28 protein-coding genes, 1 tRNA gene and 1 pseudogene are annotated in these 26,820 nt (G+C 38.3%); 28 read left to right on the forward strand and 2 right to left on the reverse strand.

Annotated elements, in window-relative coordinates:
- Window positions 1-52 precede the first annotated feature (52 nt).
- The 10 genes from hisD (at window position 53) to FNLLGLLA_RS00675 (ending at window position 10,350) form a co-directional block, all read left to right on the forward strand.
- On the forward strand, window positions 53-1,330 hold the full coding sequence (gene hisD / locus FNLLGLLA_RS00630; protein WP_156697057.1) for a histidinol dehydrogenase: 1,278 nt from the start codon (window positions 53-55) through the stop codon (window positions 1,328-1,330).
- Between the two features lie 82 nt (window positions 1,331-1,412).
- The gene (gene hisB / locus FNLLGLLA_RS00635; RefSeq protein WP_156697058.1) at window positions 1,413-2,003 is read left to right on the forward strand and encodes an imidazoleglycerol-phosphate dehydratase HisB; all 591 of its coding nucleotides are present in this window, start codon (window positions 1,413-1,415) and stop codon (window positions 2,001-2,003) included.
- A gap of 26 nt (window positions 2,004-2,029) precedes the next feature.
- On the forward strand, window positions 2,030-2,752 hold the full coding sequence (gene hisA / locus FNLLGLLA_RS00640; RefSeq protein ID WP_156697059.1) for a 1-(5-phosphoribosyl)-5-[(5-phosphoribosylamino)methylideneamino]imidazole-4-carboxamide isomerase: 723 nt from the start codon (window positions 2,030-2,032) through the stop codon (window positions 2,750-2,752).
- Window positions 2,753-2,925: 173 nt separating this feature from the next.
- The gene (gene hisF / locus FNLLGLLA_RS00645) at window positions 2,926-3,684 is read left to right on the forward strand and encodes an imidazole glycerol phosphate synthase subunit HisF (protein WP_156697060.1); all 759 of its coding nucleotides are present in this window, start codon (window positions 2,926-2,928) and stop codon (window positions 3,682-3,684) included.
- 167 nt (window positions 3,685-3,851) lie between these two features.
- On the forward strand, window positions 3,852-4,169 hold the full coding sequence (gene hisI / locus FNLLGLLA_RS00650; protein WP_004697654.1) for a phosphoribosyl-AMP cyclohydrolase: 318 nt from the start codon (window positions 3,852-3,854) through the stop codon (window positions 4,167-4,169).
- A gap of 2 nt (window positions 4,170-4,171) precedes the next feature.
- The gene (gene hisE, locus FNLLGLLA_RS00655; RefSeq protein ID WP_004694199.1) at window positions 4,172-4,498 is read left to right on the forward strand and encodes a phosphoribosyl-ATP diphosphatase; all 327 of its coding nucleotides are present in this window, start codon (window positions 4,172-4,174) and stop codon (window positions 4,496-4,498) included.
- A 107-nt stretch (window positions 4,499-4,605) separates the two neighbouring features.
- Complete coding sequence (hisC, locus tag FNLLGLLA_RS00660) at window positions 4,606-5,682, forward strand: histidinol-phosphate transaminase (RefSeq protein ID WP_156697061.1); 1,077 nt, start codon at window positions 4,606-4,608, stop codon at window positions 5,680-5,682.
- Between the two features lie 78 nt (window positions 5,683-5,760).
- Window positions 5,761-6,387 (forward strand): imidazole glycerol phosphate synthase subunit HisH, encoded by a 627-nt coding sequence (gene hisH, locus FNLLGLLA_RS00665; RefSeq protein ID WP_156697229.1) that lies wholly within the window; start codon window positions 5,761-5,763, stop codon window positions 6,385-6,387.
- Window positions 6,388-6,668: 281 nt separating this feature from the next.
- Complete coding sequence (locus FNLLGLLA_RS00670; RefSeq protein ID WP_120055864.1) at window positions 6,669-8,501, forward strand: carbon starvation CstA family protein; 1,833 nt, start codon at window positions 6,669-6,671, stop codon at window positions 8,499-8,501.
- 223 nt (window positions 8,502-8,724) lie between these two features.
- Window positions 8,725-10,350: an AsmA family protein gene (locus FNLLGLLA_RS00675; RefSeq protein ID WP_120055862.1), complete on the forward strand. Its 1,626-nt coding sequence runs from the start codon at window positions 8,725-8,727 to the stop codon at window positions 10,348-10,350.
- Window positions 10,351-10,517: 167 nt separating this feature from the next.
- Here the strand turns inward: FNLLGLLA_RS00675 and FNLLGLLA_RS00680 are convergent, their stop codons facing one another.
- Window positions 10,518-11,249 (reverse strand): copper amine oxidase N-terminal domain-containing protein, encoded by a 732-nt coding sequence (locus FNLLGLLA_RS00680; RefSeq protein ID WP_120055860.1) that lies wholly within the window; start codon window positions 11,247-11,249, stop codon window positions 10,518-10,520.
- Window positions 11,250-11,716: 467 nt separating this feature from the next.
- On the opposite strand from FNLLGLLA_RS00680, the gene FNLLGLLA_RS00685 reads away from it, so the two are divergent.
- From FNLLGLLA_RS00685 to FNLLGLLA_RS00710, 7 genes are all read left to right on the forward strand, one after another.
- Complete coding sequence (locus tag FNLLGLLA_RS00685) at window positions 11,717-12,178, forward strand: hypothetical protein (RefSeq protein WP_174892146.1); 462 nt, start codon at window positions 11,717-11,719, stop codon at window positions 12,176-12,178.
- Between the two features lie 156 nt (window positions 12,179-12,334).
- A complete protein-coding gene (locus tag FNLLGLLA_RS00690; RefSeq protein ID WP_156697063.1) occupies window positions 12,335-12,676 on the forward strand; it encodes a hypothetical protein in 342 nt (113 codons plus the stop codon).
- A gap of 23 nt (window positions 12,677-12,699) precedes the next feature.
- Complete coding sequence (locus FNLLGLLA_RS00695; RefSeq protein ID WP_060919283.1) at window positions 12,700-13,326, forward strand: hypothetical protein; 627 nt, start codon at window positions 12,700-12,702, stop codon at window positions 13,324-13,326.
- On the forward strand, window positions 13,326-13,667 hold the full coding sequence (locus FNLLGLLA_RS00700; RefSeq protein WP_060919284.1) for a hypothetical protein: 342 nt from the start codon (window positions 13,326-13,328) through the stop codon (window positions 13,665-13,667). Before FNLLGLLA_RS00695 ends, FNLLGLLA_RS00700 begins: the two co-directional genes overlap by 1 nt.
- A 374-nt stretch (window positions 13,668-14,041) precedes the next feature.
- Window positions 14,042-14,461, forward strand: coding sequence for a hemagglutinin repeat-containing protein (locus FNLLGLLA_RS09800; RefSeq protein WP_332057512.1), 420 nt, complete (start codon window positions 14,042-14,044; stop codon window positions 14,459-14,461).
- Window positions 14,446-15,972 carry a hypothetical protein gene (locus tag FNLLGLLA_RS09805; RefSeq protein WP_229039637.1) on the forward strand — a complete coding sequence of 509 codons (1,527 nt, stop codon included), beginning with the start codon at window positions 14,446-14,448 and terminating at the stop codon, window positions 15,970-15,972. The genes FNLLGLLA_RS09800 and FNLLGLLA_RS09805 overlap by 16 nt, the downstream gene beginning before the upstream one ends.
- Window positions 15,969-16,505 (forward strand): hypothetical protein, encoded by a 537-nt coding sequence (locus FNLLGLLA_RS00710; RefSeq protein ID WP_060919286.1) that lies wholly within the window; start codon window positions 15,969-15,971, stop codon window positions 16,503-16,505. Before FNLLGLLA_RS09805 ends, FNLLGLLA_RS00710 begins: the two co-directional genes overlap by 4 nt.
- Window positions 16,506-16,649: 144 nt before the next feature.
- Here FNLLGLLA_RS00710 and FNLLGLLA_RS00715 read toward each other — a convergent pair.
- Window positions 16,650-16,820 (reverse strand): annotated as a pseudogene (locus FNLLGLLA_RS00715) (class II fumarate hydratase); the annotation flags it as partial.
- Window positions 16,821-17,769: 949 nt separating this feature from the next.
- Here FNLLGLLA_RS00715 and FNLLGLLA_RS00720 point away from each other — a divergent pair.
- The 11 genes from FNLLGLLA_RS00720 (at window position 17,770) to FNLLGLLA_RS00770 (ending at window position 26,819) form a co-directional block, all read left to right on the forward strand.
- A complete protein-coding gene (locus tag FNLLGLLA_RS00720; protein ID WP_133300042.1) occupies window positions 17,770-18,591 on the forward strand; it encodes a hypothetical protein in 822 nt (273 codons plus the stop codon).
- 91 nt (window positions 18,592-18,682) lie between these two features.
- A complete protein-coding gene (queF, locus tag FNLLGLLA_RS00725) occupies window positions 18,683-19,180 on the forward strand; it encodes a preQ(1) synthase (RefSeq protein WP_060919289.1) in 498 nt (165 codons plus the stop codon).
- 1 nt (window position 19,181) lies between these two features.
- Window positions 19,182-20,042, forward strand: coding sequence for a hypothetical protein (locus FNLLGLLA_RS00730; RefSeq protein WP_156697065.1), 861 nt, complete (start codon window positions 19,182-19,184; stop codon window positions 20,040-20,042).
- 214 nt (window positions 20,043-20,256) lie between these two features.
- Window positions 20,257-21,171 carry a cysteine synthase A gene (cysK, locus tag FNLLGLLA_RS00735; protein WP_156697066.1) on the forward strand — a complete coding sequence of 305 codons (915 nt, stop codon included), beginning with the start codon at window positions 20,257-20,259 and terminating at the stop codon, window positions 21,169-21,171.
- 163 nt (window positions 21,172-21,334) lie between these two features.
- Window positions 21,335-21,946, forward strand: a complete 612-nt coding sequence (gene epsC / locus FNLLGLLA_RS00740; RefSeq protein ID WP_105086845.1) for a serine O-acetyltransferase EpsC — start codon at window positions 21,335-21,337, stop codon at window positions 21,944-21,946.
- Window positions 21,947-22,340: 394 nt separating this feature from the next.
- On the forward strand, window positions 22,341-22,775 hold the full coding sequence (locus FNLLGLLA_RS00745) for a Dps family protein (RefSeq protein ID WP_004697769.1): 435 nt from the start codon (window positions 22,341-22,343) through the stop codon (window positions 22,773-22,775).
- A gap of 50 nt (window positions 22,776-22,825) precedes the next feature.
- Window positions 22,826-22,916, forward strand: a tRNA-Ser gene (locus FNLLGLLA_RS00750).
- A 211-nt stretch (window positions 22,917-23,127) separates the two neighbouring features.
- Complete coding sequence (locus FNLLGLLA_RS00755; protein ID WP_077707964.1) at window positions 23,128-23,877, forward strand: hypothetical protein; 750 nt, start codon at window positions 23,128-23,130, stop codon at window positions 23,875-23,877.
- A gap of 19 nt (window positions 23,878-23,896) precedes the next feature.
- Complete coding sequence (locus FNLLGLLA_RS00760; RefSeq protein ID WP_105086847.1) at window positions 23,897-25,156, forward strand: Nramp family divalent metal transporter; 1,260 nt, start codon at window positions 23,897-23,899, stop codon at window positions 25,154-25,156.
- 336 nt (window positions 25,157-25,492) lie between these two features.
- Window positions 25,493-26,095, forward strand: a complete 603-nt coding sequence (locus tag FNLLGLLA_RS00765) for a hypothetical protein (protein WP_004694153.1) — start codon at window positions 25,493-25,495, stop codon at window positions 26,093-26,095.
- On the forward strand, window positions 26,073-26,819 hold the full coding sequence (locus tag FNLLGLLA_RS00770) for a YaaA family protein (RefSeq protein ID WP_077707966.1): 747 nt from the start codon (window positions 26,073-26,075) through the stop codon (window positions 26,817-26,819). Before FNLLGLLA_RS00765 ends, FNLLGLLA_RS00770 begins: the two co-directional genes overlap by 23 nt.
- Window position 26,820: the final 1 nt, after the last annotated feature.

Here is a 26,820-nt window from a genome sequence, read left to right on the forward strand (position 1 = left end):
TCATATATTTAACTAGCAATATGGATAGCTCAAGTAGGAAGAAGGATGACAGATGAAAATATATAAGGAATCATTAGAGGCGATGCTTGCTATCGTACGGAATTACACACAGCAAACCACAGATATGGAGATTGAACGTCGGGTGTACGATATCATTGCTGATGTCCGCACTAACGGTGATGCAGCGCTCAAATCGTATTCTGAAAAATTTGACGGTGTTTCCATTGAAGATTTCAAGGTGCCTCAAGAGGAAATCGACGCAGCTTATGAGTCTTTATCTGATGATTTGAAAGCCGCATTATTAAAGGCAAAGGCGAATATTACAGAATTCCACAGCCGTGAAATCGAGCAGGGTTTTGTGGATATGGATACACCGGGTATCATCCGTGGTCAAAAGGTCATTCCTTTGGCTCGTGTTGGTCTTTACGTTCCTGGAGGTACAGCCGCGTATCCTTCGACCATTATCATGACTGCTTTGCCCGCAAAGATTGCAGGCGTAAAAGAAATCATCATGGTTACGCCGCCTCAAAAGGATGGCATTAATCCTGCCGTATTAGGTGCTGCAAAGCTTGCCGGCGTTGATGCGGTATATCAAGTGGGCGGTGCTCAAGGTGTGGCGGCCCTTGCTTATGGTACGGAAACGATTCCAAAGGTAGATAAAATCGTAGGTCCTGGCAATATTTACGTGGCAACGGCAAAACGTCAAGTGTTTGGTCAAGTCGATATCGACATGATTGCGGGCCCAAGTGAAATTGGTGTTATCGCCGATGACAGCGCAAATCCAGTGCATCTCGCAGCAGATCTCTTATCCCAAGCGGAACATGACCCTCGTGCGCGCGCCATTATGGTGACTACCAGTGAAAGCTTAGCAAATGCCGTATCCGATGAGGTAGAACGTCAACTTAAATTGTTACCTCGTGAAAGCATCGCTCGTCCAGCTATTGAAAATAACAGTTACATTGCCATTATGGACAGCATTGAAGACATGTTCACGGTGATGAACGAAGTGGCTCCAGAACACTTGGAAATCCAATTGCAAGATCCAATGAACTATATGAGCCTCGTTCAAAATGCAGGCTCCGTATTCCTCGGTGCCTATGCGTCTGAGCCATTGGGCGATTATGTAGGTGGTACGAACCACGTATTGCCTACTAGTGGTACGGCGCGATTCTCGTCTCCGTTAGGCGTATATGATTTCGTGAAACGTACATCCTTTACACAATTTACAAAAGAACGTTTAGAAGAAGTGGCAAAACACATTACTTCATTGGCTCGTACGGAAGGTCTCGAAGCGCATGCTCGTGCCATCGAAGTACGATTTGAAAAATAGATTTGGAATCTATATTTAAATATAGATTGAGATAAAGATTGCTATATATTTTTTAATATAGTTTTGATAGATAGAGGTCGCTATGATACGCACAGGTACGGTGCAACGCACCACTCAAGAAACAGATATTACAGTAGAAATTACCCTTGATGGGGTGCAAACGAGCTCCATCTCGACCGGAATAGGCTTCTTTGACCATATGTTGACGCTATTGGCGAAACACGGCCGTTTTGGACTTGTGGTAGAGGCAAAGGGAGATACATATGTGGATGCTCATCATACGGTTGAGGACGTTGGACTTGCATTAGGTCAGGCCTTGGTGAAAGCCCTTGGCGACAAGGCTGGTATCGAGCGCTACGGCGATGCGTGGGTTCCTATGGATGAAGCATTGACACAAGTTGTAATCGATTTGAGCGGTCGTCCATACCTCGTATTCCAAGGGGAATGGAGCACGCCGGTTTTAGGTGGCAACTTTGAAACAGAGTTGGTGGAGGACTTTTTCCAAGCTCTTGCCATGAGCGCTGCTATGAACTTACATGTGCGCAATTTATATGGTCGCAATACACACCACATTATTGAAAGCATGTTTAAGGCTACGGGACGTGCATTGCGCAAAGCAGTTATTATCAACCCAGATATCCAAGGCGTAAATTCTACAAAGGGCGTTATTTAATACAGTCATTTAATAAAGGAGAACCTATGATTTTTCCAGCTATAGATTTACAAGATGGGCGCAGTGTTCGCCTCTATAAAGGTGATTTCACACAGGAAACGGTCATCAATCCTGATCCAGTAAATCAAGCGAAACAATATGAAGCAGCTAAGGTTGGAGCCTTGCACCTCGTTGATTTAGATGGAGCCAAGGCGGGCAAGCCTGTAAATGTAGACATTGTAAAAACAGTGCGTGCAGCTTTCACAGGTATCCTTGAAATTGGAGGTGGCATTCGAGATAAAGAGGCCGTTGACCTCTATTTAGGCTTGGGCGTAGGTCGGGTTATCTTAGGATCTGTAGCGCTTAAAAATCCGGAATTTACAAAGCAGGTTATCGCTGAATACGGTGCGGAGCGTATCGTTATCGGTGTAGATGGAAAAAATGGCAAGGTCGCCGCTGAAGGTTGGCTCGACCAATCCGACGTGCCGATGACCGATTTAATCGGTGCCATGGTTGAAGGTGGGGCAAAGTATTTCATCGTTACCGATGTAGACCGAGACGGTACGATGCAGGGCGCCAATGAAGAGCTACTTGGTAATTTGCAAAAAGAATTTCCTACAGCACGCATCGTTGCTTCTGGGGGTGTTCGTAATCTAGGGGATGTTAAATCCCTTGAACAAAAAGGTGTTATGGATAGCATCGTTGGTAAGGCTCTGTACGAGGGCACGATTACGCTAGAGGAAATCGCCGAGTACAATCAGCAGAAATAATAGAAATGATTGTGATGCTATTAAATTAATTATTGGCTGTAACCAATGGAATATTGTGCATAATCAATAAATATATTGTGTATAGTCAATGAAATATGTTGAGTATAACTGTTGAAATGTATTAAGCGTAACCGCTGAATTATATTGAGTGACACTCGATGGAAAGGAGCTTTATGTTAGCGAAACGGATTATCCCCTGTCTTGATGTAGATGACGGACGCGTAAAAAAAGGGGTTAACTTTGTAAATCTCGTAGACGTAGGCAGTCCCGTAGACATTGCGGCCTCCTATGAGCAACAACAAGCAGATGAGCTGGTATTCTTAGATATTACGGCCACCGTTGATGCGCGGACCACTATGCGCGATGTGGTTCAAGAAATCTCCACACAAGTATTTATGCCACTCACCGTGGGGGGTGGTATCAAGAGTATTAAAGATATGACGGCTTTGTTGAAAGCTGGTGCGGACAAGGTATCTTTGAACTCCGCGGCTCTCGCTAACCCTGAGCTCATCACAGAAGGGGCTCAAAAATTTGGCAATCAATGTATGGTGGTAGCTATTGATGTGAAAACCGATGAAGAAACTGGTGAATGGTATGCTTACACTCATGGCGGTCGTAAGCGTACAGAGTGGAAAGCTCTAGACTGGGCTAAAGAGGCCGTAGCTCGTGGCGCAGGGGAATTACTAGTGACGAGCATGGATAAAGATGGCACGAAATCTGGCTTTGATATTGAACTATATAAGGCTCTAGAGTCCGTCGTAAATGTACCTATCATTGCATCTGGAGGGGCAGGTAAGGTTGAGGATTTTGTAGATCTCTTTAAGCAAACCAGCGTTACCGGTGCACTGGCGGCATCTATATTCCACTTCGGAGAAGTTAAAATTCCTGAACTCAAACAAGTACTACGAGCTCACGGAATTACAGTACGCTAAAACAGATTTAAAAAATTATTATCTCTCGTAAGTTTTTTACTAGTCTATATGTTCAGAGTTAGTTAAATAGTTTATTTATAGATAAATAGAATAGAAATAGCAATAGATAGAGATATAAGCTAATATAGGATAACAGATTGGTGATTACTTTTAAAAAAGGATAGAATATGAAACCGGATTTTGAAAAAGGAAATGGTTTGTTGCCAACGGTTGTGCAGGATGCAGAGACTAAGGACGTCCTCATGGTGGCGTGGATGAACGAAGAAAGCTTTCACAAGACACTGGAAACAAGGGAAACGTGGTTTTGGTCTCGATCTCGTCAAGAACTATGGCATAAGGGTGGCACTAGCGGTAATGTGCAGCACGTGGTGAGCATGGCCCTAGATTGTGATGGCGATACCTTGCTCATTCAAGTTAAGCCGGAAGGTCCTGCCTGTCATACTGGGCGTACAAGCTGTTTCTTTAATAAAGTAGAACGGAGTTAAACATGGCACAGCAAACACTGAACGAATTATACGAAATTATTAAAAACCGCAAGGTACAGCCAAAGGAAGGTTCTTATACGAATTATTTATTCGACAAAGGACTCGATAAAATCTTGAAAAAAGTTGGTGAAGAGGCTACAGAGGTAGTAATCGCCGCAAAAAATGAAGATCCACAGGAACTGATTTACGAAACGGCAGACGTGTTATATCACTTGCTTGTGTTATTAGCGGAGAAAAATATTCCATACGAAGCCATTGAAGCAGAGCTAGCGAGCCGCGAAGGGGTTGTTAGCAAGACTACGGATCGACCAGAAATTACAAACTTATAATGTATTTCCTATTATGAGCTCGGGCATATGAGCTCTGGTGAGTTCATATGTGTTTTATGTGTTATATGTGTTATATGCGTTAAGAAAATAGTTAGAAAGGATAGCCTATGAAAGAGATAATTCGCACATTGAAACCTTATATACCTGAGGAGCCGGCTGAAGCGGTGAAAGAGCGCCTTGGTGTAGAGCGATTGGTGCGCTTGTCGGCGAATGAAAATCCTTACGGTACATCGCCATTGGTACGGGAGGCTATTCTTAGCTATGTAACCCATAATGATGCCAACTACTATCCGGATGGCAACGCCTCCGATTTGCGTATGAAACTCGCTGACTACTGGCAGGTACAACCTGAGCAACTCGTCATCGGAGTAGGTCTCGATGAGGTCATCGCCATGGTCAATAAAACATTGATTACTGCTGGTGACTCCATCGTAGTAAGCGTGCCAGCCTTCTCGGAATATGCCTTGAATGGCCTCGTGGAAGGTGCTGAGGTTCGCGAGGTGCCAGCTGATTTTGAAACGGGACAGTATGATTTTTCTGCTCTCGTGAAAGCTGTAGATGAAACGACACGCGTCGTGTGGATTTGCAATCCTAATAATCCAACAGGTACCTATGAGTCTGTTGAAGATATCCGCAAATTTGTAGCAGCTATACCAAAGGAAACCTTGGTCATCATAGACGAGGCGTATATCGATTTTGTTACCTCCGTAGCAGTTCCTACGGCACGTGCGCTCTTGGATGAATTCCCTAATGTGGCTATCATGCGTACCTTCTCGAAAGCCTATGGCCTTGCCAATTACCGTGTAGGTTACATGATGACACTTATAGAATTGGCAAATTATATGCAAGCCATTCGCTTGCCGTATAATTTGAATACCTTATCTCAAGTGGCTGCAGAAGCCGCTTTCGGTGATCAAGAATTCGTGGCAAGAACGGTCTCTCAAAATGCAGAGGAACGGGCAAAATGGGAAAGCCTCTTTGATGAGCTAGGTATTCATTACTATAAGAGTGAGGCCAATTTTATTTTCTTTGCAGCGCCTGATGCGGAAGGTCTTGCAGATGCTTGGCTCAAATCAGGTTACCAAGTGCGCCGAGGTCAACGAGAAGGATGGTTACGCCTTACGATTCCTATGTCTCAAGATGGGGATGTTATGCGTAAGATATTAAGAGACTTCATGAATTAATTCGTACAGAATAACATACAATTCGTAATACGTTTTGTTTAATCTTATCGTGTTTTACCCTATAGAATGGAGTTTATTATGATTGCCATTATAGATTATGATGCAGGGAATACCTTCAATGTCCAGAAAGCTTTAGCTTACATTGGTCTTGATGCAGTGCTAACGGCGGATTCGGCGACTATATTAAATGCTGATGGTGTTCTCTTGCCAGGTGTAGGCGCATATGCGCCGGCGATGGCAGTTCTAAAAGAGCGTAGTATAGTCGATGTCATCTATGAAGTAGTAAAACGGGAAATACCTTTACTAGGTATTTGTTTAGGCATGCAACTTTTATTTGAAGAATCTGAAGAATACGGGCCAACTCCTGGTTTAGGACTTATTCCCGGTAAGGTAAAAGAAATCCCTCGCGATCTAGGTCTTAGCGTGCCTCATATGGGTTGGAATAAAAATGTAGTACACCAGCCTCATAGTGCTTTTAGCAATGTAGATGATCAATATACATATTTCGTCCATTCCTATTATGTGGATACAGATCCTGAATATATCATATCTACTGCAAATTATGGTATCGATGTACCTGGCATTGTAGAACGAGGTAGAGTATATGGAATGCAATTCCATCCTGAAAAAAGCGGTGTCGTAGGTCTAAATTTGTTGCGTACATTTGGGACTATTACAAAAACTTATAGAGCAGCAGGAGAATAGGGATATAGCTATCTTTCATTACAGATAGGAATAAGTCATTCAGTAACCAATATATCTAGGATAATAACGGCATCTCATAGGTAGAGAATGCCGTTATTATGCTTTATAGTTATACTTAACTTTCAAAATGAGAAATTAATAATTGACACCTTGTTGATTAGTTATACAATAATGTTGTAAGTACTAACATTTTAGGAAGCCATTGTGGCATGGATACGATACATAAGTTTTATCAGTAATATTCATATACTCCATGTCACGTGATTATTGGAGGTGTTTATATGGTTATGAATGGTATTTACTTAGTTATTGCCTCCGCGTGTATTCTAATTTTAGCGTACCGCTTTTATGGGGCTTTTATAGCGGCTAAGGTACTGACATTGGATCAATATCGTCCAACGCCAGCTATGGTTCACAATGATGGTCACGATTACGTGCCAACCAACAAATGGGTAACCTTTGGTCATCACTTTGCAGCAATTGCTGGTGCAGGTCCACTTGTAGGTCCTGTTATCGCAGCACAGTTTGGGTATTTGCCTGGGGCATTATGGATTCTTATAGGTTCCGTATTAGCTGGTGCTGTACATGATATGGTTATCTTGTTTGCTTCCGTTCGTTACGATGGTAAATCGATTGCGGATATTGCTCGCGAAGAAATCAGTAAACTTGCTGGTTTTGGTGCTATGCTCGCTACCTTATTCCTATTGATCATTACCCTTGCTGGTATGGCTGTAGTAGTAGCTAATGCATTGCATAACTCTCCTTGGGGATTCTTCTCCGTATTTGCTACTATTCCAATCGCTATTTTTATTGGTATTTATTTGAAATGGTTGCGTCCTGGTAAAATTCAAGAGGCGACTATTATTGGGGTAGCCTTAATCTTCGCAGCCATCATCTACGGTCCAAATGTAGCGGCTAGCGAATATGCATCTTGGTTCACATACGACTTGCAAACCATTGAAATTATGCTTGCTGTGTATGGTTTCTTCGCAGCTGCATTGCCAGTATGGTTGTTACTTGCTCCTCGTGACTATTTGTCCACATACCTTAAAATCGGTACAATCGGCGCATTGGCACTTGGTATTATCATTGTAATGCCTGAAATTCAAATGCCAGCTGTAACTCCTTACATCTGGGGCGGCGGTCCTGTATTGAAAGGTTCCGTATTCCCTTACATCTTCATTACTATCGCATGTGGTGCGTTATCTGGCTTCCATACTGTTATTGCTACTGGTACAACACCTAAAATGCTTACTAATGAACGAGAAATCTTACCTATCGGTTATGGTGCGATGTTAACAGAAGGCTTCATCGCTATGATGGCGTTGATTGCTGCTACTGCATTGCATCCAGATGATTACTTTGCGATTAACTCTACAGTTGAGTCATTCAAAGCTTTAGGCCTTCAAGTCCATGAATTGCCAGCATTGTCTGCAATGGTTGGTGAAGACTTGATGCACCGTCCTGGTGGCGCCGTATCCCTTGCAGTAGGTATGGCTCATATCTTCTCCAGATTGCCTAACATGGATCACTTGATGGGTTACTGGTATCATTTCTGTATCATGTTCGAAGCATTGTTCATCATGACATTAATCGATGCTGGTACTCGTGTAGGTCGTTACTTACTTCAAGAATTATTAGGTCATTTCCATCCTAAATTCAACGACCAACACTGGGCTCCTGGTGTGTATGGTTGTGCTGCTTTAATTTGTATCTTGTGGGGCTACCTAGTTCTACAAGGTAATATCGGTATTATCTGGCCTCTATTCGGCGTATCAAACCAATTATTAGGTACCATGACATTGGCCGTAGGTACTACAGTTATTATGAGACTTGGCCGCAAACGCTATGCTTGGGTAACAGGTATTCCTTGTATCTTAATGGCTATCGTTGCTATTGCAGCAGATTTTGAAAACGTATTTAACAGCTATATCCCAGCTGGTAAATGGATTCTAGTAGTATTTAGTGCGGCTATGTTCCTCATGATCCTTATCGTATTAATTGAAGCTGTACGCAGCTGGATTCGCTTGTCCAATATTCCTCAAGATTATCGGACTCAAGCTGAAATCGAAGCTGAAAGCCTTGTAAAATATGGTAAAGAAGTAAAAGCATAAGATTGATTATTGCAATATATAAAGTGCACTCACATTTGTGGGTGCACTTTTAATCTATAAATTTGCTGTCTTTTTTATAAAATAGTTAGGTAATGGCGCCTTGCATGCAGAGTTTTCTGTGAGCAAGGCGATTTTTGTATGGAAAAGAGTTTCTTATGGTCAATATGATTGATACAGGCAACACCACATGGGTATTGTGATTTGAACATGTTATAATAGGGCTATGAAACATTATATACGTTCTTATTGGACAAAATATAAACAATTGTATAAGAAAGGCCTAAAAGGCATTGCTGCCTTTCTTGCCATTGGAGCGATTATAGTCTTTGTACTAGCAACCATTGCTAGTCGTGGAATGGGCGTTATTTTTAATGAGGTTATGGCTCGACAAACTATGATGCGCGGTACGGTTACTGTTGAAAGTTTATCTGCTACCCCGTGGGGGACTCTGACTTTTACAGGCCTTGTTTGGAAGGACCCAGAAGGACATGAGTTGTTCAATGCACCAAGCGGGAAAGTCCGCGTCAATATGTGGGATGTGGTGACACGTAACTTTAAGTCCTCTGCTATCAAAGGCATTGAATTAGATAATGCGGTTATAGTCATTGATTTGGACGATAATAATCGGTTAGATTTCGCGCCCATATCTCCAGATGTAAATAAACCAATTAATGAGGTAGAGCCTCGTCCGAAAGCACCTAAAAAGACCACACAAGAACGGCAAGAGGAACTAGGTAAGAAAGTACGTAACTTTAATTGGCAAGGTCAACATTTAGATCTTAAGATTACACTTAGAAATAGTCAGTTAGAGGTCTTTAATAGAAACCGCCATTATGTGATAAAGAATGTAAACTCAAAAATTGATCTTGATAGTAAGAGGGTCATTCGTATCGATATGGAAACGGGCAAATTTGGTGGTACAGCCATAGGGGATGGTCTCGTATTAAAAGGTCGTGTAGATTTAAAGGATGTTTTAAAGCATCGCATGCCTCAACTGGATCTACAATTTGATGTGAAAGGGGTGGATCCATCATCACTAGGCTTTGGTGAGAATATTCATGATGCCATGACCTTGCTTACAAAGGTAACAGGCGATTTTAACCGTCCTTTTGCTAAAGGTCGTGTGACGATGCCTATTTTACGGATTCCTGCACTTACTTTTGAGAATGTAGTAGGAGATGTGACGTACCAAGATGGTATTTTGAATTTTGAAAACGTTAGTGCCAATGTATACAGCGGTAAATTGGAGGCTAAGGGTGTATATAATTTGGACACTCGAGCCTATACGATTACAGGCGTAGCAAAGGATTTAGATAGTAGTGTAGCCCTCAAGGCTCCTGAGTTTCTCGTGCCCGTATCGGCAAATTTGAACTTTAAAAGTGAAGGCCAACCTCGAGATATGGAGGTATGGGGTAACTTCTGGTCTGGTGAAGGGCACTATATGCTAATTCCGATTCAAAGCATTACGGGAAACTTTCACAATAAAGGGCGGCATTTATCCTTTAGCGATGTGAACGTACATACGAAAATCACCACTATCACTACGGATGCTCTGCGTATCGATGATGGACAGCTCACGATGGGGCCGCTTAATATTACTTCTCACGGGGGTAGTAATTTCATTCTGTATGATGAGTCATTTGATGAAATTGATGAAAATATGACTCGCATTAAAGATGATATGAAACAAGCTAGGGAAAATAGTAGACGTGCTTCTGACTCTGCAAAAGACATCGACAAATCTGGCCTTACAGCGCCGGACATAAAAGAATCCATGAAGGATCTGAAGCGGAGTATGGATACGGCAAAAGATAGTATAGATAATCTGTCAAAAAACAGTAAGCAATAAACTGTATTGAGCTGTAAAGGGTAAGAAGTAATAATAAAGTAACAATATAAAGTAACAAAAATAATAAACTAACAAAAATCAAAAAAGAAGGCAATCTATCATGGTGATGAGTTGCCTTCTTTAAGTTATAAGGTGCTAAATTATATATAGCTATACGAAAGATTTTATTATCTGTTTAATCCGTTAGAGCGTACATATTCGGTATTTTCTGTGTCTTTGGTATCTGTTTTGGTGTTAGTTCGTTTTACCGTAATAAGAGGTTTCTTTTCTTTGGTTTCCTTTTCTTCGTATGGAATTACTTTATCTCCTTGATCCGGTAAAAATGTTTCGATACCGTTTCGTTTGCCTTTTTGCGTGTTTGAATCAGTGGCCAATTGACTTTGTTGTGGAACGATATAGATTTCGTCTTTATTGATGGTTACATCATTTAGCAAGAGTTTGAATGCATTTGGACTTACATATAGAATTCCGTCTACCATACGTGCTGCAGGCAGTAAAGATTCGGATGTATCAAGGTTGATGATTTGCAGTTTACCCTTGCGCACGACTTGTTTAGAGTCCGGTTGTACCGCTAATGTAGCAATGTTCATGTCGATCAATGCTGTTTTAGTAGGTGCATCCCAAGATACTTTGTAACCTAATGCTTCTGATACTTGACGTAAAGCTACGAGTGGCTGACCGTCAACATAGATGACATTTGGCTTTTTATCGATTGGCTCCAATAATATGCCATCTACATTGATGTAATGCTGTGTCGTTACTGATGCAGGTCTTTTTAAACTCTGCGTCGGTGCAGGTGTATCCATACCGACTGCTGCCTGTGCAGGCTGTACCACTCCGCTTGTGAAAGCCAGCGCTCCTAAGGCTATACCGGATACAATAAGTTGTTTTAATTTCATGGTAACCTCCATTGTGTATAAAACGTCACGATAAATCATAATTGGTACTATAACATGGATATATGAATATTATATTATGAATTTTAATTTTATAAAACTGATAAAGGAGAAGGAGTAAATTTATCGATTTTATACCTAGGCTTGATTGTAAAATATATTTATACTTTACAACAAAACTTTAATTATGCTATTCTGAGGAAACATGATTAATAGTATTGGTGTTCATATGCAGGAAATGAGGACTGTGACTAACTCTCGTGTTCAAATTGATTTTAAATTTGATAAGTTAAGAATAGTATGATTTTCTGATAATTTATTTCTTACATCCTGAGAATAGTGTGAAGTTTAGGCTTGATAGTAGGAAACGTATATGTTCTGTTGGGCTTGTATTTAGTTAAATGGTTCAGATAAAAAACTTTAAGGGGTATCTATGAAGAGGATCGAGGTAATATGTAGTGAAAATAATAATGAAATTAAAACGTTATATCATTTTTATACTATTATGTATCGGGATATGTTTAATCTTAAATCCAGTAGAACGAATATATGTTTTTATCTTTGCGGAGCGCTATGCTACGGAATGCTTTGAAGGATTAAAGATTCAAATTTTAAATAATGGAAACGTAATTTATAAAGATAGTCTTTTTGATGAACCGCTTGTTATATTTGAAAAAGTATTATGCTATCGTGAAGATGATGATAAAATTATTTTTTGTAAATATAACTATTTGTTTAATGGAACATTCAACTATAAATATTTAGTCTATCACAAATTTGATTCATCATTTAGCAAATATTATTCGGAGGGCCCTTATTTACATACTGATTATGGATTTAAGTTGAAGTATTCTGATGATCGTTATTATGATGATGATAATTATGCCATTACAGTTCCCAGTAAATGGGTTTTGCTAACGCCATGGCATTAGTATGAATTACAGTATTTAAATAGGCTCTATAATAAGTGTTGGAGGTCTTGCTGCTGGTCTTGCAGGTGCTTTTGTTATTGGTATTACTGGAGCAACACTTGGCGATTGCGTTAAAGATGAAATTAAATTTAATTTAAAAAAGGATGTAGATAAGTAATGTATCAAGATTTGATTATAATATTGGGGATTATATTTCTCGTATACAAACTTATTACACATGAAGGTAAGCTTAGTTTAGCTAGAATTATTGCAACGGTTTCTATTATTGTCGGTTGTGGATTAGTATTGCTGAGTAAACTGATATCTCCATTTGTTTTACTATTTTGGTGGCTAATATGTATCGGGATTTCTTTGATAGGAATGTATTTTGTGCCAAGTAGTGAGAATTATGATGAGGATAAAACTCAAAAGCATCAAAAGCTATATAGAGGGGCTTTATACTCCTGGATATTTATGATAGCTTTATATATTTTTCTATATATTTTGATTTATTATTAGCTATATCCTTATTATTGAGGGTAGTGTCAATAATTTTGTGTAAATTATATTCTTTAATAAGAAACCATATTCATCAATATAAAGAAAAAATAGGTGCTGTTAATCCCACATATGGATTTATATATAACTATTATAGATCTGATGGAAGAGAAGTAATTGATATTATAATTAAAAGAACAAAAGAGTATAAAGCTGGTTCGTTTGATAAACCGAAGTTCTTGTCTTTTAATCATAGTGAAATACTAAAAAATTCTAATAATTCAGAATTTGTTTGGACTAAGGAGGCTTTAGGAAAGTCAGTTGCTCAAAATGTATTATCAGAGGTGGGAAATCAACCATGGGTTGGATATGTGCATTATGCAGAGAACGCATCAAAATTTACTCGAACTGTAGCGAAAGTTGGAGGGCCTGTTTTAATAGGTTACTTACTTTACGATATGCAAAATGATTACCAAATGTACAGTGGTCGAGAACTAGCTAAAGCTTGGGGCGCGGATTTACTTCCTGTAGTTTTCGGATTGGGTGGAGGTGTTGCTGGCAGTGCTGGTGGACCAGCAGGTTCTTTTGTCGTTGGTGTTACTTTGGCGACAACGGGAGACTATTATAAAGATAAGATTAAGTCTAATTTGAAAAAGGATGTAGTTAAGTAATGTCTCGAGATTTGATTATAATATTGGGGATTATATTTCTCATATACAAACTTATTACTCATAAAGGTAAGCTTACTTTAGCTAGAATTATTACATTTTTAGGCCTTGCAATGGGAAGCGGAATAGCTTTGCTTCATGAATTTGCCCCAGTATTTGTATTATTTTTTCTGACAATAGTTTGCATGGGAATTTCTTTGGTTGGGATGTATTTCATGCTTAAGAATGACGAGTTTGAAAGTGATAAAGTAGAGAAATATCAGTCCAATTTTAAAGTAGGCGTATATACTTGGTTATTTCTAGTCGCTTTATACATATATTTATATGTTTTAACCTATTATTAGATACTTTGATAATGTATATAGTAGGATTTTATTGATTAATATGTAACTCTAATATAAGGTATATAAACATAAAAAGGACGCTATAGTCTAATCTTCAGTAGTATATACAGAATGGTTTAGAACTATAGCGTCTTTTTATTTAATCGCTCATTTGAGGTCTGCGTGGATGTTACAGATAAGTCATAGAGCTGAAAGAGAGTTTATTTCATGCGAACATTAAAGCTGTTGGTGAAGCAATTTCAGGTAAATCAGTCAAATTAGTGGCTTCTAATGATGTATCTTTACAAGCGGCAACGAATACAAGTGAAAAGCTTGAAAATGCTAAGAGTAAAGGCTAGTCTGTTGGGGCTAATATTAGTGTTGCTGGTGGCGGTATACTTGGTTTTGATGCAAGTGCTAATGCTGCAAAACAAAAGGGTAATACAAAGGTAACAACACATACTGGTACTACTGTTGTAGGTACGGATGCTGTTAATATTACATCAGGAAAGGATACCTATATCAGTGGCTCCAAGGTAATTGGTAAATCTGTAACAGCCGACGTAGGTGGAAATCTTTCTATTGAAAGCTTACAAGATACAAAGACATATGTAGGTGAAAGCTCTAATAAAGGGTTTAGTATATCTACAAATGCGGGTTCTCTAAGTAATGTATCTATGAGCTCAAGCAAAGGTAAAATGAAAAGTGATTATGCAAGTGTTACTGATCAAGCGGGGATATATGCAGGTGATGGTGGCTTTGTAATTTTAAGAACCTTAGTAAAGCAGGAAAAGATGCTGTGTGGAACACATTAGGCACATTACCTAATCTGTTACCAGACTCTAGCAAATCTACTTCTACTACTACAAAATCTGCTATTTCAAATGGTACAATAGAAGTACGAGATGCTGGCTTTAATATGCAAACACTGTCTCGAGATACAAAAGATAGCTTGAATAAGCTTGATGAAATCTTTGATAAAAAGAAAATTGAAGAACGTCAAGAATTATCTAAGTTATTTGCAAAAGAAGCCTTTGAACAATTACATAATTGGAATCCAATCTCTAAAGAAGGTAAAGCCGCAAAAGCAATAGCCCATGGTGTAGTCGCTGAAGTATCTGCTCGTATGGCAGGGAATAAACCGGGTAGTGGGTTTTATGCTGGAGCTACCAATGAAGCATTAATTGGAGAGATTCAAAAAATTGCAAAAGAAAAACCTGATGTAGCTCAAACATTAAGTGCTTTATTAGGTGCTGCTGTAAATGGTAGCTTAGGCTATTCCCCTGTGACAGGTGCAGCTGAAGCACAATATGGGACTAAATGGAATCAATATTTAACAACAAATCCAGATACAATATATTTGGCAAAAAAATATTTAAAGAAAAAGAATGGAGAAAGTTTAAGTGAGCGTGAAGTAATATTCCTTTTGGAGAATTTAAGGAGTATAGCTGAAAAAGATAGTGATAAAGCCAAATCTTGGGAGATAATGTCAGAATCATATTGGGATTTATCTCATTGGGAGGATTTTCTTATTTCATATGGCAATTTATCCTATCAAAGTATCTCTGACTTTGAACATCATTATAGTTTATTGAAGGATGAACAAATTAGATTACAAAAAGAGTTAGTCAAACAAGGGTATGTGTTTACTGATGTTGTACCGGTTAAAGCTATTTATGTTGATGAAGATAGGAGAGCCTTGGATGAAGCAATAAGATTAGAGAAGGAAAAGGATATTGATATTAATAAAGAAAGAGATGTTAATAAACGTCAGAATATAATTCACTACACAGCAAAGGAAGCCGGGATGGCTTTTGAACGTAATGTACTTAAATCTAAATATCCTGTGTTAACAGTTTTTTTTGAAAAAATGAGAACTGGGAATGGTAGTATGGAAAAGTATAACTCGAAAAGTATTTTAGCAAAAACAATTGCGCAGTCAAATGGCATTAAAGATATTTTAGTTTCTTTGCGTGATGAGGATTTTGATAAGGATACAAATAGTGTTTTAAAACGTATTGATATTAATTTTGCTAAGACTGAAAAGGGTGGCGCCTGGTCTGATTTAGGGGCATCGGTAGGAAGAATGGCTGCTAGATTAAAAGTTATAAAGCATGGTGATTATTATGATGTCAAACTTTTAGGTTTCGATAGATCTAATTATGAATATAAAGAGGATGCTAGTGATATAAAAGATAAGTGGATTAGATGGGCCAATAATTTCTTTTATGATTTACAACAACAAGGTTTAATTACTCCGTTTTCTTTTGAGGTAACTTCTAATTTTTACTTCAATAAGTCTAATGGAAAGGTATATACTAAATGATAGTACTAAAATCTTTACTGAAAAGGATGGGTTATTTTGTAATTATATTTATTAGTATTGTAGCTATATATATAATTACCTATGTTGCTTCTACAACAACCTTTTTAGCTACCTCTAATTATGACTCTTCTCTTGGTAGGGAGGCTGGGTATCTTAATGATATGGATTATGATTTGTATGTTCCAGGAGAAATACTGACTGTTGAAGTTTATAATGATTATGAGATTGCATGTTTAACGTCTTTTGGTGCTATTTTTGTAAATGGTAATGAGGGGAGTATTCACTATCTTATTGAAGTCGATGATAGAGCCTCACTTTTAAAAGAAATTGCTTCTTATAAAGATAAAGCTAAGAAACGACAGGTTGTAGTGTATGATAGCAGTCAATCGTTAAGTGATAAAGAGAAAAAGCTCTATCAAAAGTTAATTGATAGAATTGATAAACGATTACCTACTTATGTTGACGTAAATCGAGAACCAAAATGGCTTCAAGTTCTAAGAAATATAACAGGTAATGATAAAAGCTTAATATAGTTGTTTCAATAAATCTAAAAAGGACGCTATAGTCTAATCTTCAGTCGTTATACTGATTGATTTAGAACTATAGCGTCCTTTTTTATTCCGTTCATTTGAGGTATGAGAGGATGTTACAGATATGTTATAAAGATGAGAGAGATTTTATTTCATGCGAACTGCTTCACCGAATTCGTCTTCGGTCATGAGTTTTTCTTCCAATATGATTTCTTTAATAGAGCAACCGCGTTTGTATGGTTCTTTTACTATCTTAGTACTCTTATCATAACCGATGTATGGTGTTAAGGATGTGGCAATCATGATGGATTGTTCTAATTTTTATTATATAAACTTATATAAATTTTGTGATATATTAGAATTAAAATTTTAGTTGTGTTGTAAACGAGTAGTTTTAATGATAGGAATACTCATATGTTATTTTTAAAAATTTATAATTATTTTGTGAGGGGCGTTGTACTTTTCTTTCTTATAATTATCCCTTTTACTATTGTTACAAATCCTGAAATGATCGAGGATGAAGTCGATTTTCATTTTTTTGTTACTCTATATATTGTAATCCTTTTGAGCTATGTGGTATGGACCTATATTTATAACTATTTAAGACGTAAAAGAGGTTAGCATTTGTGCATATTCATTTACCATTAGTTTTCGTAGTCATCTTTTACTCGGCAATTGTTCTCTATTGGATCATATATAAGATACTCTTAAGAAAAAAACTTTCACCATTACTAGTATCTTTAATTGCTAATTCTAATTATAGTTTTATTAAATTTATCTCTTGGGCGATAATTATTACATACCCATTCATGCTTTTTAGCATGTTTTATTTCTTAGATTACATAGCCGTGCCAATTGTTATGGCTTGGTTTTTACAACCTGTTTTAGTTGCAGCTACACTATTCAGGCAGTCATCACACAGTCGTTATTATGATTGGGCTAGAAAAAAACAGATGTATGTAGTGTGGATTGTATTCTTTTATTTATTAGCGGTTCTAGGTGTATTGAAATTTTATGATTTTTTGTAGCGTTTAAGTTGTAAAGAAAAAGTATATTCCCTTTATTGAGAATCAAGGGAGAAGTAGGAATGCCTGCTAACAATAAAAATTTTTTAAAAGCTATATTTTCATAAAGGTGTAGATGCTCACTTAGAAGTATTTGATAAAAATGGAAATCATTTAGGAGAAGCAGATCCTATAACTGGAGTGATTAGGGAGGGATCTCAAGACCGTAGCAAAAAACTTAGAAAGGATTTAAGGTAATGATTATGAAACCTATTAAGTCTTTATATAGTAGATATAACCAAAATGATATTTGTATGTTAGAACGAATAGGACCATATAGCATAATAAATAATAACCATCAAGGGATTATTGTATTGGACTCCTCATGGAATGAAGTGAAAAAAATTAAGGTAGATGAAAATCTATTTTTCCCTGAAGCCAGATATATAGATTACGTCAATAATAGGATACTTTTTAAGTTAGAAGCATTTCTGTGCTTAATTGATATTGAGAGTAGTTGGGTTAAACTAATAGAGCTTCCTAGTGATTTGCAAGATTTATGTTTTTCAGACTTACATTGTTTTGGCAAAGACTATATTATGATAGGTACGAGTAAGAATGTAGTATCTTTGGATTTAATTGACTTTAAAGTTACAGTGCTAGATCTTGATTCTGTTAATGAATATCCATTTAATGAGTATCGAAATAGATATAATGGAATAGTGACGTATTTTAGAAATCATAAATTAATTTGTCATGACTCTAAAAATATAATAATTGTAGATGGTACACGTGTTATTGAAATTCCAGATGTAGTTTCTATCAAATACTATCAACTAATGGCCTCTAATAGATATTTGTTAGCAATTGGTGAAAAACAGCTACAGCTTATTAATATAGAGAATGCTAGGGAAAGTAAATTAATCTCTTTTTCATTTCCATGTTATTGTGTTGGTGCAGATATATTGGAGGAACAGGATACAATCCATCTCTCTCTTTTATTACATAATGATTGGGAAGAGATTATGCGTGTGGAAGAATATGCTTTTACCTTTGATGAATTACATGAGGATGTTGTGCTATAAGTAATTCTTTATATGCTATAATTAAGTGTTACATGAATTATTTAATATATCTTAATTATAGAGTTATAGAGATTATAGAAAGAGGTTCTTTATGGCATCCGGCAGATCTGAAAAAGAGTTACAAGGGGTAACGATGTTAGGTCACAAGACCGATTATCCTACTGATTATGCACCACAGGTGTTAGAGGCGTTTGATAACAAGCACCCAGAGAATGATTACTTCGTTAAGTTTAATTGCCCTGAGTTTACTAGCTTGTGTCCTATGACAGGTCAACCAGACTTTGCCACAATCTATATTTCTTATGTGCCAGATAAGAAGATGGTAGAGTCCAAGTCTTTGAAGTTATATCTATTTAGTTTCCGCAATCACGGGGACTTTCACGAGGACTGCATCAACATCATCATGAAAGATCTCGTGAAGTTGATGGATCCTAAATATATCGAGGTGTGGGGCAAGTTTACGCCGCGCGGTGGTTTGTCCATCGATCCATACGCAAACTATGGCAAGCCTGGTACAGAGTGGGAAAAGACTGCAAAAGAGCGCCTTCATTTCCACGACATGCAGCCTGAGCGCGTAGCATACCGTTAATATGGCATACGAATATTTAACAATGGTCGCATCCTTTATTACTTGTTTTATGATGGGTGTGACCTTGTCTTTACAACCTGCATCAATAATCGTAGGGGCTCACACTCATTTAAGAGAACAAAGTAAATGGACTCGCTGGAACGGATATATCATGTTTGTGTTGCTCCTATTTGTGCTAGATGTGCTCGTAACGAATGGTATATATATTGCGTTTCACGATGTATATGGTAATCTTTTGAACATTGGTTATCTTGATTTCGATCTGATGGATATGTTCTTTAGTGAAAGCTTTCAAATAGGCGTTATTTTAGTCTTTTCGCTTGTGTTGTTTCAAGTGTTAGGGCTAGTTGATTTAGCCCATGGAGAACGGGATTTATCCTTTTATTATGATCAAGTAGATGCAGGTAAACATAAGCCATCTTGGATGGAGCAGTACATGGGGCGTCAAAGAGGCTCTCTTGGAGCGAGCTTGGTGGGCTTGCTTTATATGCTGAGAATGACGATAAAAACAATGTGGCCTTATATCGTGTGCCTAGTGTGGTTTAAAATCCTAGCCATACTTGTAAATGTACTAGTGTCTCCGAGTATTAACCGAATTATGCATGCTGATAATGAGATGACTACCCTAATCATTTTCGACCCATACATTATCACCTATGTAGTTGCTGGTTTCTTATGGGGCCATGTAGCGTTACATCATGATGTAACTAAAGTATCGCGCTTAGCTAACAGTATGGCTATATCTCTTATTCCTCGTCTTACAGTTTTGGTAGGAGCGGTTTTCTTTATAGGATTGGCCCTTGCCATTATAATGGTACCTATTACATGGGATAGGGTACTTGACGCACTTACAACAAAATAGATAAAGCTAGTTATTTCCTGTATTTTTAGGGTTTTAAAAGTCGTTCTCATTCTCTTGACAATGAAATGATTCAAATGTTAGAGTATGGTTGTATTAATTGGAATACATAAACGGTTATACCCCGTGTATGGTGAATAACAAGGTGCAATATAATATCGTCCTTGGGATGTTCCTAAGGGCGATTTTTATCATCTATCGCTAGAGGGAGGATTAGATGAGTATAGTCACAAATCAAACAACTGAACTTATTGGTAAAACACCGATATATCAATTGCCAAATACCAATATTTATGTAAAGCTTGAAAAATATAATGTAGGTGGTTCTGTAAAAGACCGTGCCGTACTTGGTATGTTACAGGCTGCAAAAGAGCAAGGTCGCATCCATGAGGATAGTATTATTGTAGAAGCCACAAGTGGTAATACGGGGATCGCTCTTGCTATGGTAGGCGCTATTCTACATATTAAAACAGTGATTATCATGCCTGAAAGCATGAGTAAAGAACGCCGTGAGCTTATTAAGGCGTATGGGGCTCAGCTCATCTTAACACCAAAAGAAACAGGTATGAAGGGGGCTCTTGAGAGGGCAAATGAAATCTTAGAGAAGTATCCAAATGCTTTTACCTTGGGTCAATTCGTAAACTCTGCAAACCCAGATATGCATTACCGTACAACGGGGGCTGAAATCGTAGAACAAGTGCCGAATGTCGATGTATTTGTAGCGGGGATCGGTACAGGTGGTACTTTCACAGGCGTTACAAGACGATTGAAAGAACATAATCCTAATCTAAAAGCCATTGCTGTAGAGCCAACGGGATCTCCTGCTATTACCGAAGGTAAGGGCGGCCCTCACAAAATTCAAGGCATTGGGGCTGGGTTTATTCCTGAAAACTTTGACCAAACATTGATGGATGGCGTGCAAACTGTAAGTGACGAAGAAGCTTTTAGCGAGGTGCAAACCTTTATGCGTGAAAGTGGTATCTCTATTGGCCTTTCCGCGGGGGCGGCCATTGTAGCGGCAAAACGCATGGCTCGTGAGTTACCTAAGGCGAACATCGTTGTTATTGCACCTGATGGAGTAGAGAAATATTTATCCCTCTTGGACTTCGGTAACAACGAATACGTTAAATAATAGATTTCAGATAGATACAATACTGAATTTTGGACTGGTAAAAGAATAGGTTCTATATAGATATAAAGCCTTATATATAGGAATATAGACCCAATATGTTGTATACTAGATATATCTATATTTCTGTAGAATGTTAAGTAGAGTTATTTGAGATGGAGTCACTATGATGCAAGGTTTGCGCGAATTATGGGGCAAAATTCAATATAATATTAAGCGCGTAATGGATTCTGACCCAGCTGCCACAAGTGTATGGATGGTTATATGGACATATCCGCATATTACGGCTTTGTTCTGGCATTTCTTTGCCCACCGTCTTTATAAGGCGGGGTGGCCCATCTTGGCTCGTCGTGTGGCTCTCCATTCTCGTCATGTAACAGGCATTGAAATCCATCCAGGTGCGACGATTGGTCGCGGTCTCTTTATCGATCACGGTATGGGGGTTGTTATTGGTGAAACGGCTATTGTAGGCGATAATGTAACCTTGTTCCATCAAGTAACACTAGGTGGGATGTCTTCTAAAAAAGTAAAGCGTCATCCGACCATTGAAGATGATGTACTCATCGGTACGGGTACAAAAATTTTAGGAGATATTACGATTGGTGCGCGCACGAAGATTGGCTGTAATCTCGTTATCAAACATGATATTCCTAAGGATATGGTAATCTTTGAAACAGATCCAGAAAATATGTATGTCCGTAAACCTAGTCGCAATGCAGCTGCTGCACAAGCAGAGGAGAAGAAGATTCCTGATAATTACATAGAATACTATATTTAATATAGAAACGTATTTAATATATAATCATTTTTAATATAGAGTCATATTGAATATAGAATCATACAAGCCTCTAACTATTAGATTAACTAGTAGTTAGAGGTTTTTTATGATTCGTAGAAACATGATTCTGTGAATTATTGGATTTAGATTTGGTATGTATTGGATTGGATTGGGGACATGTTTGATTTAGTATGGTTATAATGTTTTCATTAAACTTTTATACAAAAATATCTATTCATATATTGACATGGAAAATCATTATTGGTAGAATATAAACATAATCAATATTGATTATAAATTAAATAAACGAATTGATGGCGTAGAAGCCAACTGTGTTTGTTCTGCTTTTAGAATAAACTATAATTGAGAATTAAGTGAAAAAAGGAGTTTTATTATGAAAAACGTACAACAAGTAAATCAATATTTAGCAGATCTTTCCGTATGGAATGTAAAATTACATAACCTACACTTCAATGTAACTGGTCCGCAATTCAAATCTATTCATGAATACTTGGAATCCATTTATGATGAAGCCTTTGAATACTTTGATGCCGTAGCAGAACATGTGAAAATGCAAGGTCAATTTCCGTTGGTAAATTCTGCAGAATACGCAAAATTGACTAAAATCGAAGAATTGGGACAAGAAGACATTCCTCAAGCAAAGGTAATTGATATCCTTCTTAAGGATTTTAAATACATGAATGATCAAGCTGTAGCAATTCGTGCAGCAGCTGATGAAGAAGGTGATTTCTTGCTCGTAAGCATGATGGAAGATCACGTTGCATACTATGTAAAACAGATCTGGTTCATCGAATCTATGCTGAAATAAGACGATTGACAATGCCTTATTGGGTATGATATGATTACCCAGTAAAGCATGGAGGATTACTCAAGAGGCTGAAGAGGACGGTTTGCTAAATCGTTAGGGCGGGTTACCGTCGCTAGGGTTCGAATCCCTAATCCTCCGCCATGTAAAGACCTCACATCACTCGATGTGGGGTCTTTTTGTATAATATAGTGAATTTATTATATTATTTATATAGGCCTAATTTGTGAGGATTCGAGTGAGTCCAAGGCCTTATTAGTATTGAATGACACAGGTGTGTAAGGTTATAGAGTTGACGTATGTCTAGGGGTTTCATATAATAGATTGTATAAAATGTAATTTTAAGGAGACTCTTATGAATACAAAACATACACGTCAAATGAATCGTATCCGTCGAGCGTTAGGCATTGGCACATTATGCCTCGTTGCGTCTATTGGGTTTAGTCATGCTGAAAGTATTGCCATCCCAAGTGCACGTCCTATGGTGGATGGTGTAAGTGCTGATGTAGAGACTGTTAGTAGTTCTAGTAAAGGACAACAGCATATAAACTCAGATGTTATTACGCCTAATGATTGGACGTATACAGCGTTACAAAGACTCATTAAACATGGTGCTATTACAGATACCCACGGATTTACTTTTGATGGTGCTAGCTACACAAAGGATGAGCTTATGCCGCTTATCGATGAGGTAGTCACAAAACGTGAGCAAATGAACGATAATGATCGAGAGTATGCACTGCGTATTTACCAAGAAAATATGCGTGATGTAATGGATTACCGTATTGCTCGCGATAAAAAAGCTACTGATGAGCGCCGTCAAAAACTAGATGAAAAGCGTGCTGAAAAGGCTAAAAAATCTGGTAAGACGTATCAAGTATCCAAGGATCAACAAGAGGCTCTTGATAAGGCTGGTGATGAAGTAGCAAAACCGGAAGAACGCGCTTTAACAGATGAGCAAATCAAAGAAAAAATGAAGAAATTCAAAATTGATGATTCTCGCGTTAAGGTAAATAATGAAGTGCGCATTCGTTACGCTGACTCCAAGGATAAAAAGTCCAAAACAGATGCTCGTATGCAGACGGAGATGACGTTCACTCTATAACTCTTGGTAAGGGGTTATAATGATTGATTTTTTAAAGAAACAGTTGTTTACTGTTCATCAAAACGGTAAGCAGCAGGTAAGTGAGGTCTTTAAATATATAGGACCTGGTATAATCGTAACCGTTGGATTTATCGATCCAGGTAACTGGGCCGCTAATTTGGCAGCTGGTGCTAGTTATGGTTACGAATTATTGTGGGTAGTCACACTATCCACGATTATGCTCATTTTATTACAGCATAATGTGGCGCATTTAGGCATTGTACGCGGGCAATGCTTGTCGGAATGTGCTTATGAGTTTTTACCGCGTTATGCATCTCGCTTTGTGCTTAGCACGGCAGGAATTGCGGCGGCAGCGACGGCCTTGGCTGAGTTTATTGGCGCCGCTATCGCCTTGAAGATGCTCTTTGGTATTCCTATCTTGATAGGCAGCATTTTGACGGCTCTTATCTGTACGGTCATGCTCATTACGAACTCCTATCGTAAATTAGAGCGAATCATTGCTGGCTTTGTATCCCTTATCGCATTGGCGTACCTTGTTGAGGTAAATATGGTCAATGTGGATTGGGCAGCGGCTGGTATCGGTTGGGTGGATCCTAATATTCCTAATACATCGATGCTCGTTATTTTGAGTATATTAGGGGCCGTAATTATGCCTCACAACTTGTTTTTGCACTCTGAAATCATCCAAAGTCGCCAGTTTAATACACAAGATCCAGCGATAATGAAACGGCAGTTACGCTATGAATTCCTCGATACTTTGTTATCTATGGGGATTGGGTGGATGATTAACTCCGCCATGATTATATTGGCGGCGGCTGTCTTCTTTGCTCATGGAATTGAAGTAACAGAGCTTGAACAGGCTGAGGAGTTGTTGCGACCACTCATTGGACCCGCAGCGGGTATTATTTTTGCGATAGCATTGTTATTTGCAGGTTTTGCCTCATCTGCTACGGCAGGTATGGCGGGGGCAAGTATCTTTGCAGGAATGTTTGGCGAGTCTTACGATATGAAAGACTTCCATACGCGATTAGGCTTGGCACTAACATATGTTCCAGCATTATTATTGATCGTGTTTATTACAGATTCCTTCCAAGCATTATTGTTCTCTCAAATGTTCTTGAGCTTGCAATTACCAATCACCATCTTCTTGCAACTTTACATGACAAGTAGCCGCAAGGTCATGGGAGAATACGCGAACCGTAAATTTACAAATATTCTCTTATGGGGCATAGGTATCATCGTTACAATTATGAATATCTACTTATTGATTGTAGGTTAATAGAATATTCTTTGTTGGTTACCAAAAGGTTTATTATAAAATCAATATTAGAATACAGAATTAGAATACAACATTAGAATACAAGATTAGAGTACAACATTAGAATACAAGATTAGAATACAAAGGACCGCTATGGCGGTCCTTTTGCCATGTTGCTAACGTATCCATTATGTGAAACGCGTATCTTTGAATACCCAAGAGGGGTATAAAATATGGTACAATTAAAGATAGTATAATTAAGAAAAATATTTTTAAGAATAATATTTTTAAGAATAATATAATATCTGTTGAGAGTATCACTCAGCAGTGTGATATATGGAAAATTAGGAGGCCCTAATGGCAAAGGAAATCAACGTACAAGAGACAATACAATCTGATTTTAGTGTTGTGGTTAACGACATTGCTGAAGAGTTATTGACGCGCCTCAATATGGATGAGGATGGTTCTGTTATCGATATGTTCCAAACAGGCTCTTTTGATCCTTGGCAGTTATTCGTATTTTTTGGTGCTTTAGAAAAAGCCCTTATTGAGTTCAGAACGGATAAACGGAAGAAAACAGTTATCGTTCATGCACAACCTGAGGCTCTTATCGGCATTGGCCGCGTAGTGACACCTGTATCTACTATGCTTGAGCATGTGTTGATGTCTCGTTTGAACGATATGAGCGAAGGCCGCTTGGAAACAGGCATGCTTACAGTATCTGCTGAAAGCATCGATTATGAAGGTGTAAATCTTAAAGGTCGTCACGTGGTTATCGTATGCGACCTTGTAGATGAAGATTCTAATTACCTTAAAGAATGCATTAAATTATGTAAAGAATTGAAAGCAAGCCACGTAGTGGCGGTGCCTCTCATGTTGTGGAACCCTGAATTGATCGACAATTTGACAGAGGAATCTATTAAGGCGGAATTATCCCATGAAAATCGTCCTCTCTCCTAGTAAGACAAAAACGATTACCGATGTTGCTAGCAACGCTGAGGCAGTACATCATGCAGTCCGAGACGGTCAATTTCAGCCGAACATCACGAAAGAAATTGTAACACATGTACAATCCCTTGATGTAGCGGCTCTTGGAAAGGCATTAAAACTTAAGGATGATAAGGCACAGGCTCTTTTTGATTTTTATCAGTCCTTTGAGGCTCATCCCGTAGGTCGTGCCTGTGAAAGTTACGATGGCATTGCTTTCAAATATTTGGACTGGTCGAACTTATCTGACGAAGCCAAGGCCTTTGGTGAAAGCCATCTCGTTGTGCTGTCTGCATTGTATGGCATCGTTGAACCTAATATGGGGGTGCGCGACTATCGACTCGATATGGTCGATAAGGTGGGCATTAATCTATACGATACATGGCGTGAAGCGGTGGACGCATACTTTCACAAGGAAGATTGGATTCTAAACCTAGCATCTAAAGAATATGCAAAAATGGTGAACCATCCAAAGGTGGTAACCGTTGAATTTTGGGAATTACGGGGCGATACGTTTAAGCAGATGAGTACGTCCTCCAAAATGAGTCGCGGTGTGATGGCTCATGAATGTCTAACTCAACAAGTGAAACATGTGCGGGACTTGCCGCGCGAAGTTAATGGATTTACTTGTGTCTCTGACATTGAATCCATTACCATACCAAGCGAATCGATGACGGTTCGTTACGAAAGGAAGTGAT

Origin of the sequence: Veillonella parvula, assembly GCF_902810435.1 — a bacterium.
Classification (GTDB): domain Bacteria; phylum Bacillota; class Negativicutes; order Veillonellales; family Veillonellaceae; genus Veillonella.

Excerpts from the sequence above, each read along its gene's own strand:
- hisD (WP_156697057.1), top strand. The coding sequence starts at position 53 with ATGAAAATATATAAGGAATCATTAGAGGCGATGCTTGCTATCGTACGG.
- hisB (WP_156697058.1), top strand. The coding sequence starts at position 1,413 with ATGATACGCACAGGTACGGTGCAACGCACCACTCAAGAAACAGATATT.
- hisA (WP_156697059.1), top strand. The coding sequence starts at position 2,030 with ATGATTTTTCCAGCTATAGATTTACAAGATGGGCGCAGTGTTCGCCTC.
- hisF (WP_156697060.1), top strand. The coding sequence starts at position 2,926 with ATGTTAGCGAAACGGATTATCCCCTGTCTTGATGTAGATGACGGACGC.
- hisI (WP_004697654.1), top strand. The coding sequence starts at position 3,852 with ATGAAACCGGATTTTGAAAAAGGAAATGGTTTGTTGCCAACGGTTGTG.
- hisE (WP_004694199.1), top strand. The coding sequence starts at position 4,172 with ATGGCACAGCAAACACTGAACGAATTATACGAAATTATTAAAAACCGC.
- hisC (WP_156697061.1), top strand. The coding sequence starts at position 4,606 with ATGAAAGAGATAATTCGCACATTGAAACCTTATATACCTGAGGAGCCG.
- hisH (WP_156697229.1), top strand. The coding sequence starts at position 5,761 with ATGATTGCCATTATAGATTATGATGCAGGGAATACCTTCAATGTCCAG.
- FNLLGLLA_RS00670 (WP_120055864.1), top strand. The coding sequence starts at position 6,669 with ATGGTTATGAATGGTATTTACTTAGTTATTGCCTCCGCGTGTATTCTA.
- FNLLGLLA_RS00675 (WP_120055862.1), top strand. The coding sequence starts at position 8,725 with ATGAAACATTATATACGTTCTTATTGGACAAAATATAAACAATTGTAT.
- FNLLGLLA_RS00680 (WP_120055860.1), bottom strand. The coding sequence starts at position 11,249 with ATGAAATTAAAACAACTTATTGTATCCGGTATAGCCTTAGGAGCGCTG.
- FNLLGLLA_RS00685 (WP_174892146.1), top strand. The coding sequence starts at position 11,717 with ATGAAATTAAAACGTTATATCATTTTTATACTATTATGTATCGGGATA.
- FNLLGLLA_RS00690 (WP_156697063.1), top strand. The coding sequence starts at position 12,335 with ATGTATCAAGATTTGATTATAATATTGGGGATTATATTTCTCGTATAC.
- FNLLGLLA_RS00700 (WP_060919284.1), top strand. The coding sequence starts at position 13,326 with ATGTCTCGAGATTTGATTATAATATTGGGGATTATATTTCTCATATAC.
- FNLLGLLA_RS00710 (WP_060919286.1), top strand. The coding sequence starts at position 15,969 with ATGATAGTACTAAAATCTTTACTGAAAAGGATGGGTTATTTTGTAATT.
- FNLLGLLA_RS00720 (WP_133300042.1), top strand. The coding sequence starts at position 17,770 with ATGAAACCTATTAAGTCTTTATATAGTAGATATAACCAAAATGATATT.
- queF (WP_060919289.1), top strand. The coding sequence starts at position 18,683 with ATGGCATCCGGCAGATCTGAAAAAGAGTTACAAGGGGTAACGATGTTA.
- FNLLGLLA_RS00730 (WP_156697065.1), top strand. The coding sequence starts at position 19,182 with ATGGCATACGAATATTTAACAATGGTCGCATCCTTTATTACTTGTTTT.
- cysK (WP_156697066.1), top strand. The coding sequence starts at position 20,257 with ATGAGTATAGTCACAAATCAAACAACTGAACTTATTGGTAAAACACCG.
- epsC (WP_105086845.1), top strand. The coding sequence starts at position 21,335 with ATGATGCAAGGTTTGCGCGAATTATGGGGCAAAATTCAATATAATATT.
- FNLLGLLA_RS00745 (WP_004697769.1), top strand. The coding sequence starts at position 22,341 with ATGAAAAACGTACAACAAGTAAATCAATATTTAGCAGATCTTTCCGTA.
- FNLLGLLA_RS00755 (WP_077707964.1), top strand. The coding sequence starts at position 23,128 with ATGAATACAAAACATACACGTCAAATGAATCGTATCCGTCGAGCGTTA.
- FNLLGLLA_RS00760 (WP_105086847.1), top strand. The coding sequence starts at position 23,897 with ATGATTGATTTTTTAAAGAAACAGTTGTTTACTGTTCATCAAAACGGT.
- FNLLGLLA_RS00765 (WP_004694153.1), top strand. The coding sequence starts at position 25,493 with ATGGCAAAGGAAATCAACGTACAAGAGACAATACAATCTGATTTTAGT.
- FNLLGLLA_RS00770 (WP_077707966.1), top strand. The coding sequence starts at position 26,073 with ATGAAAATCGTCCTCTCTCCTAGTAAGACAAAAACGATTACCGATGTT.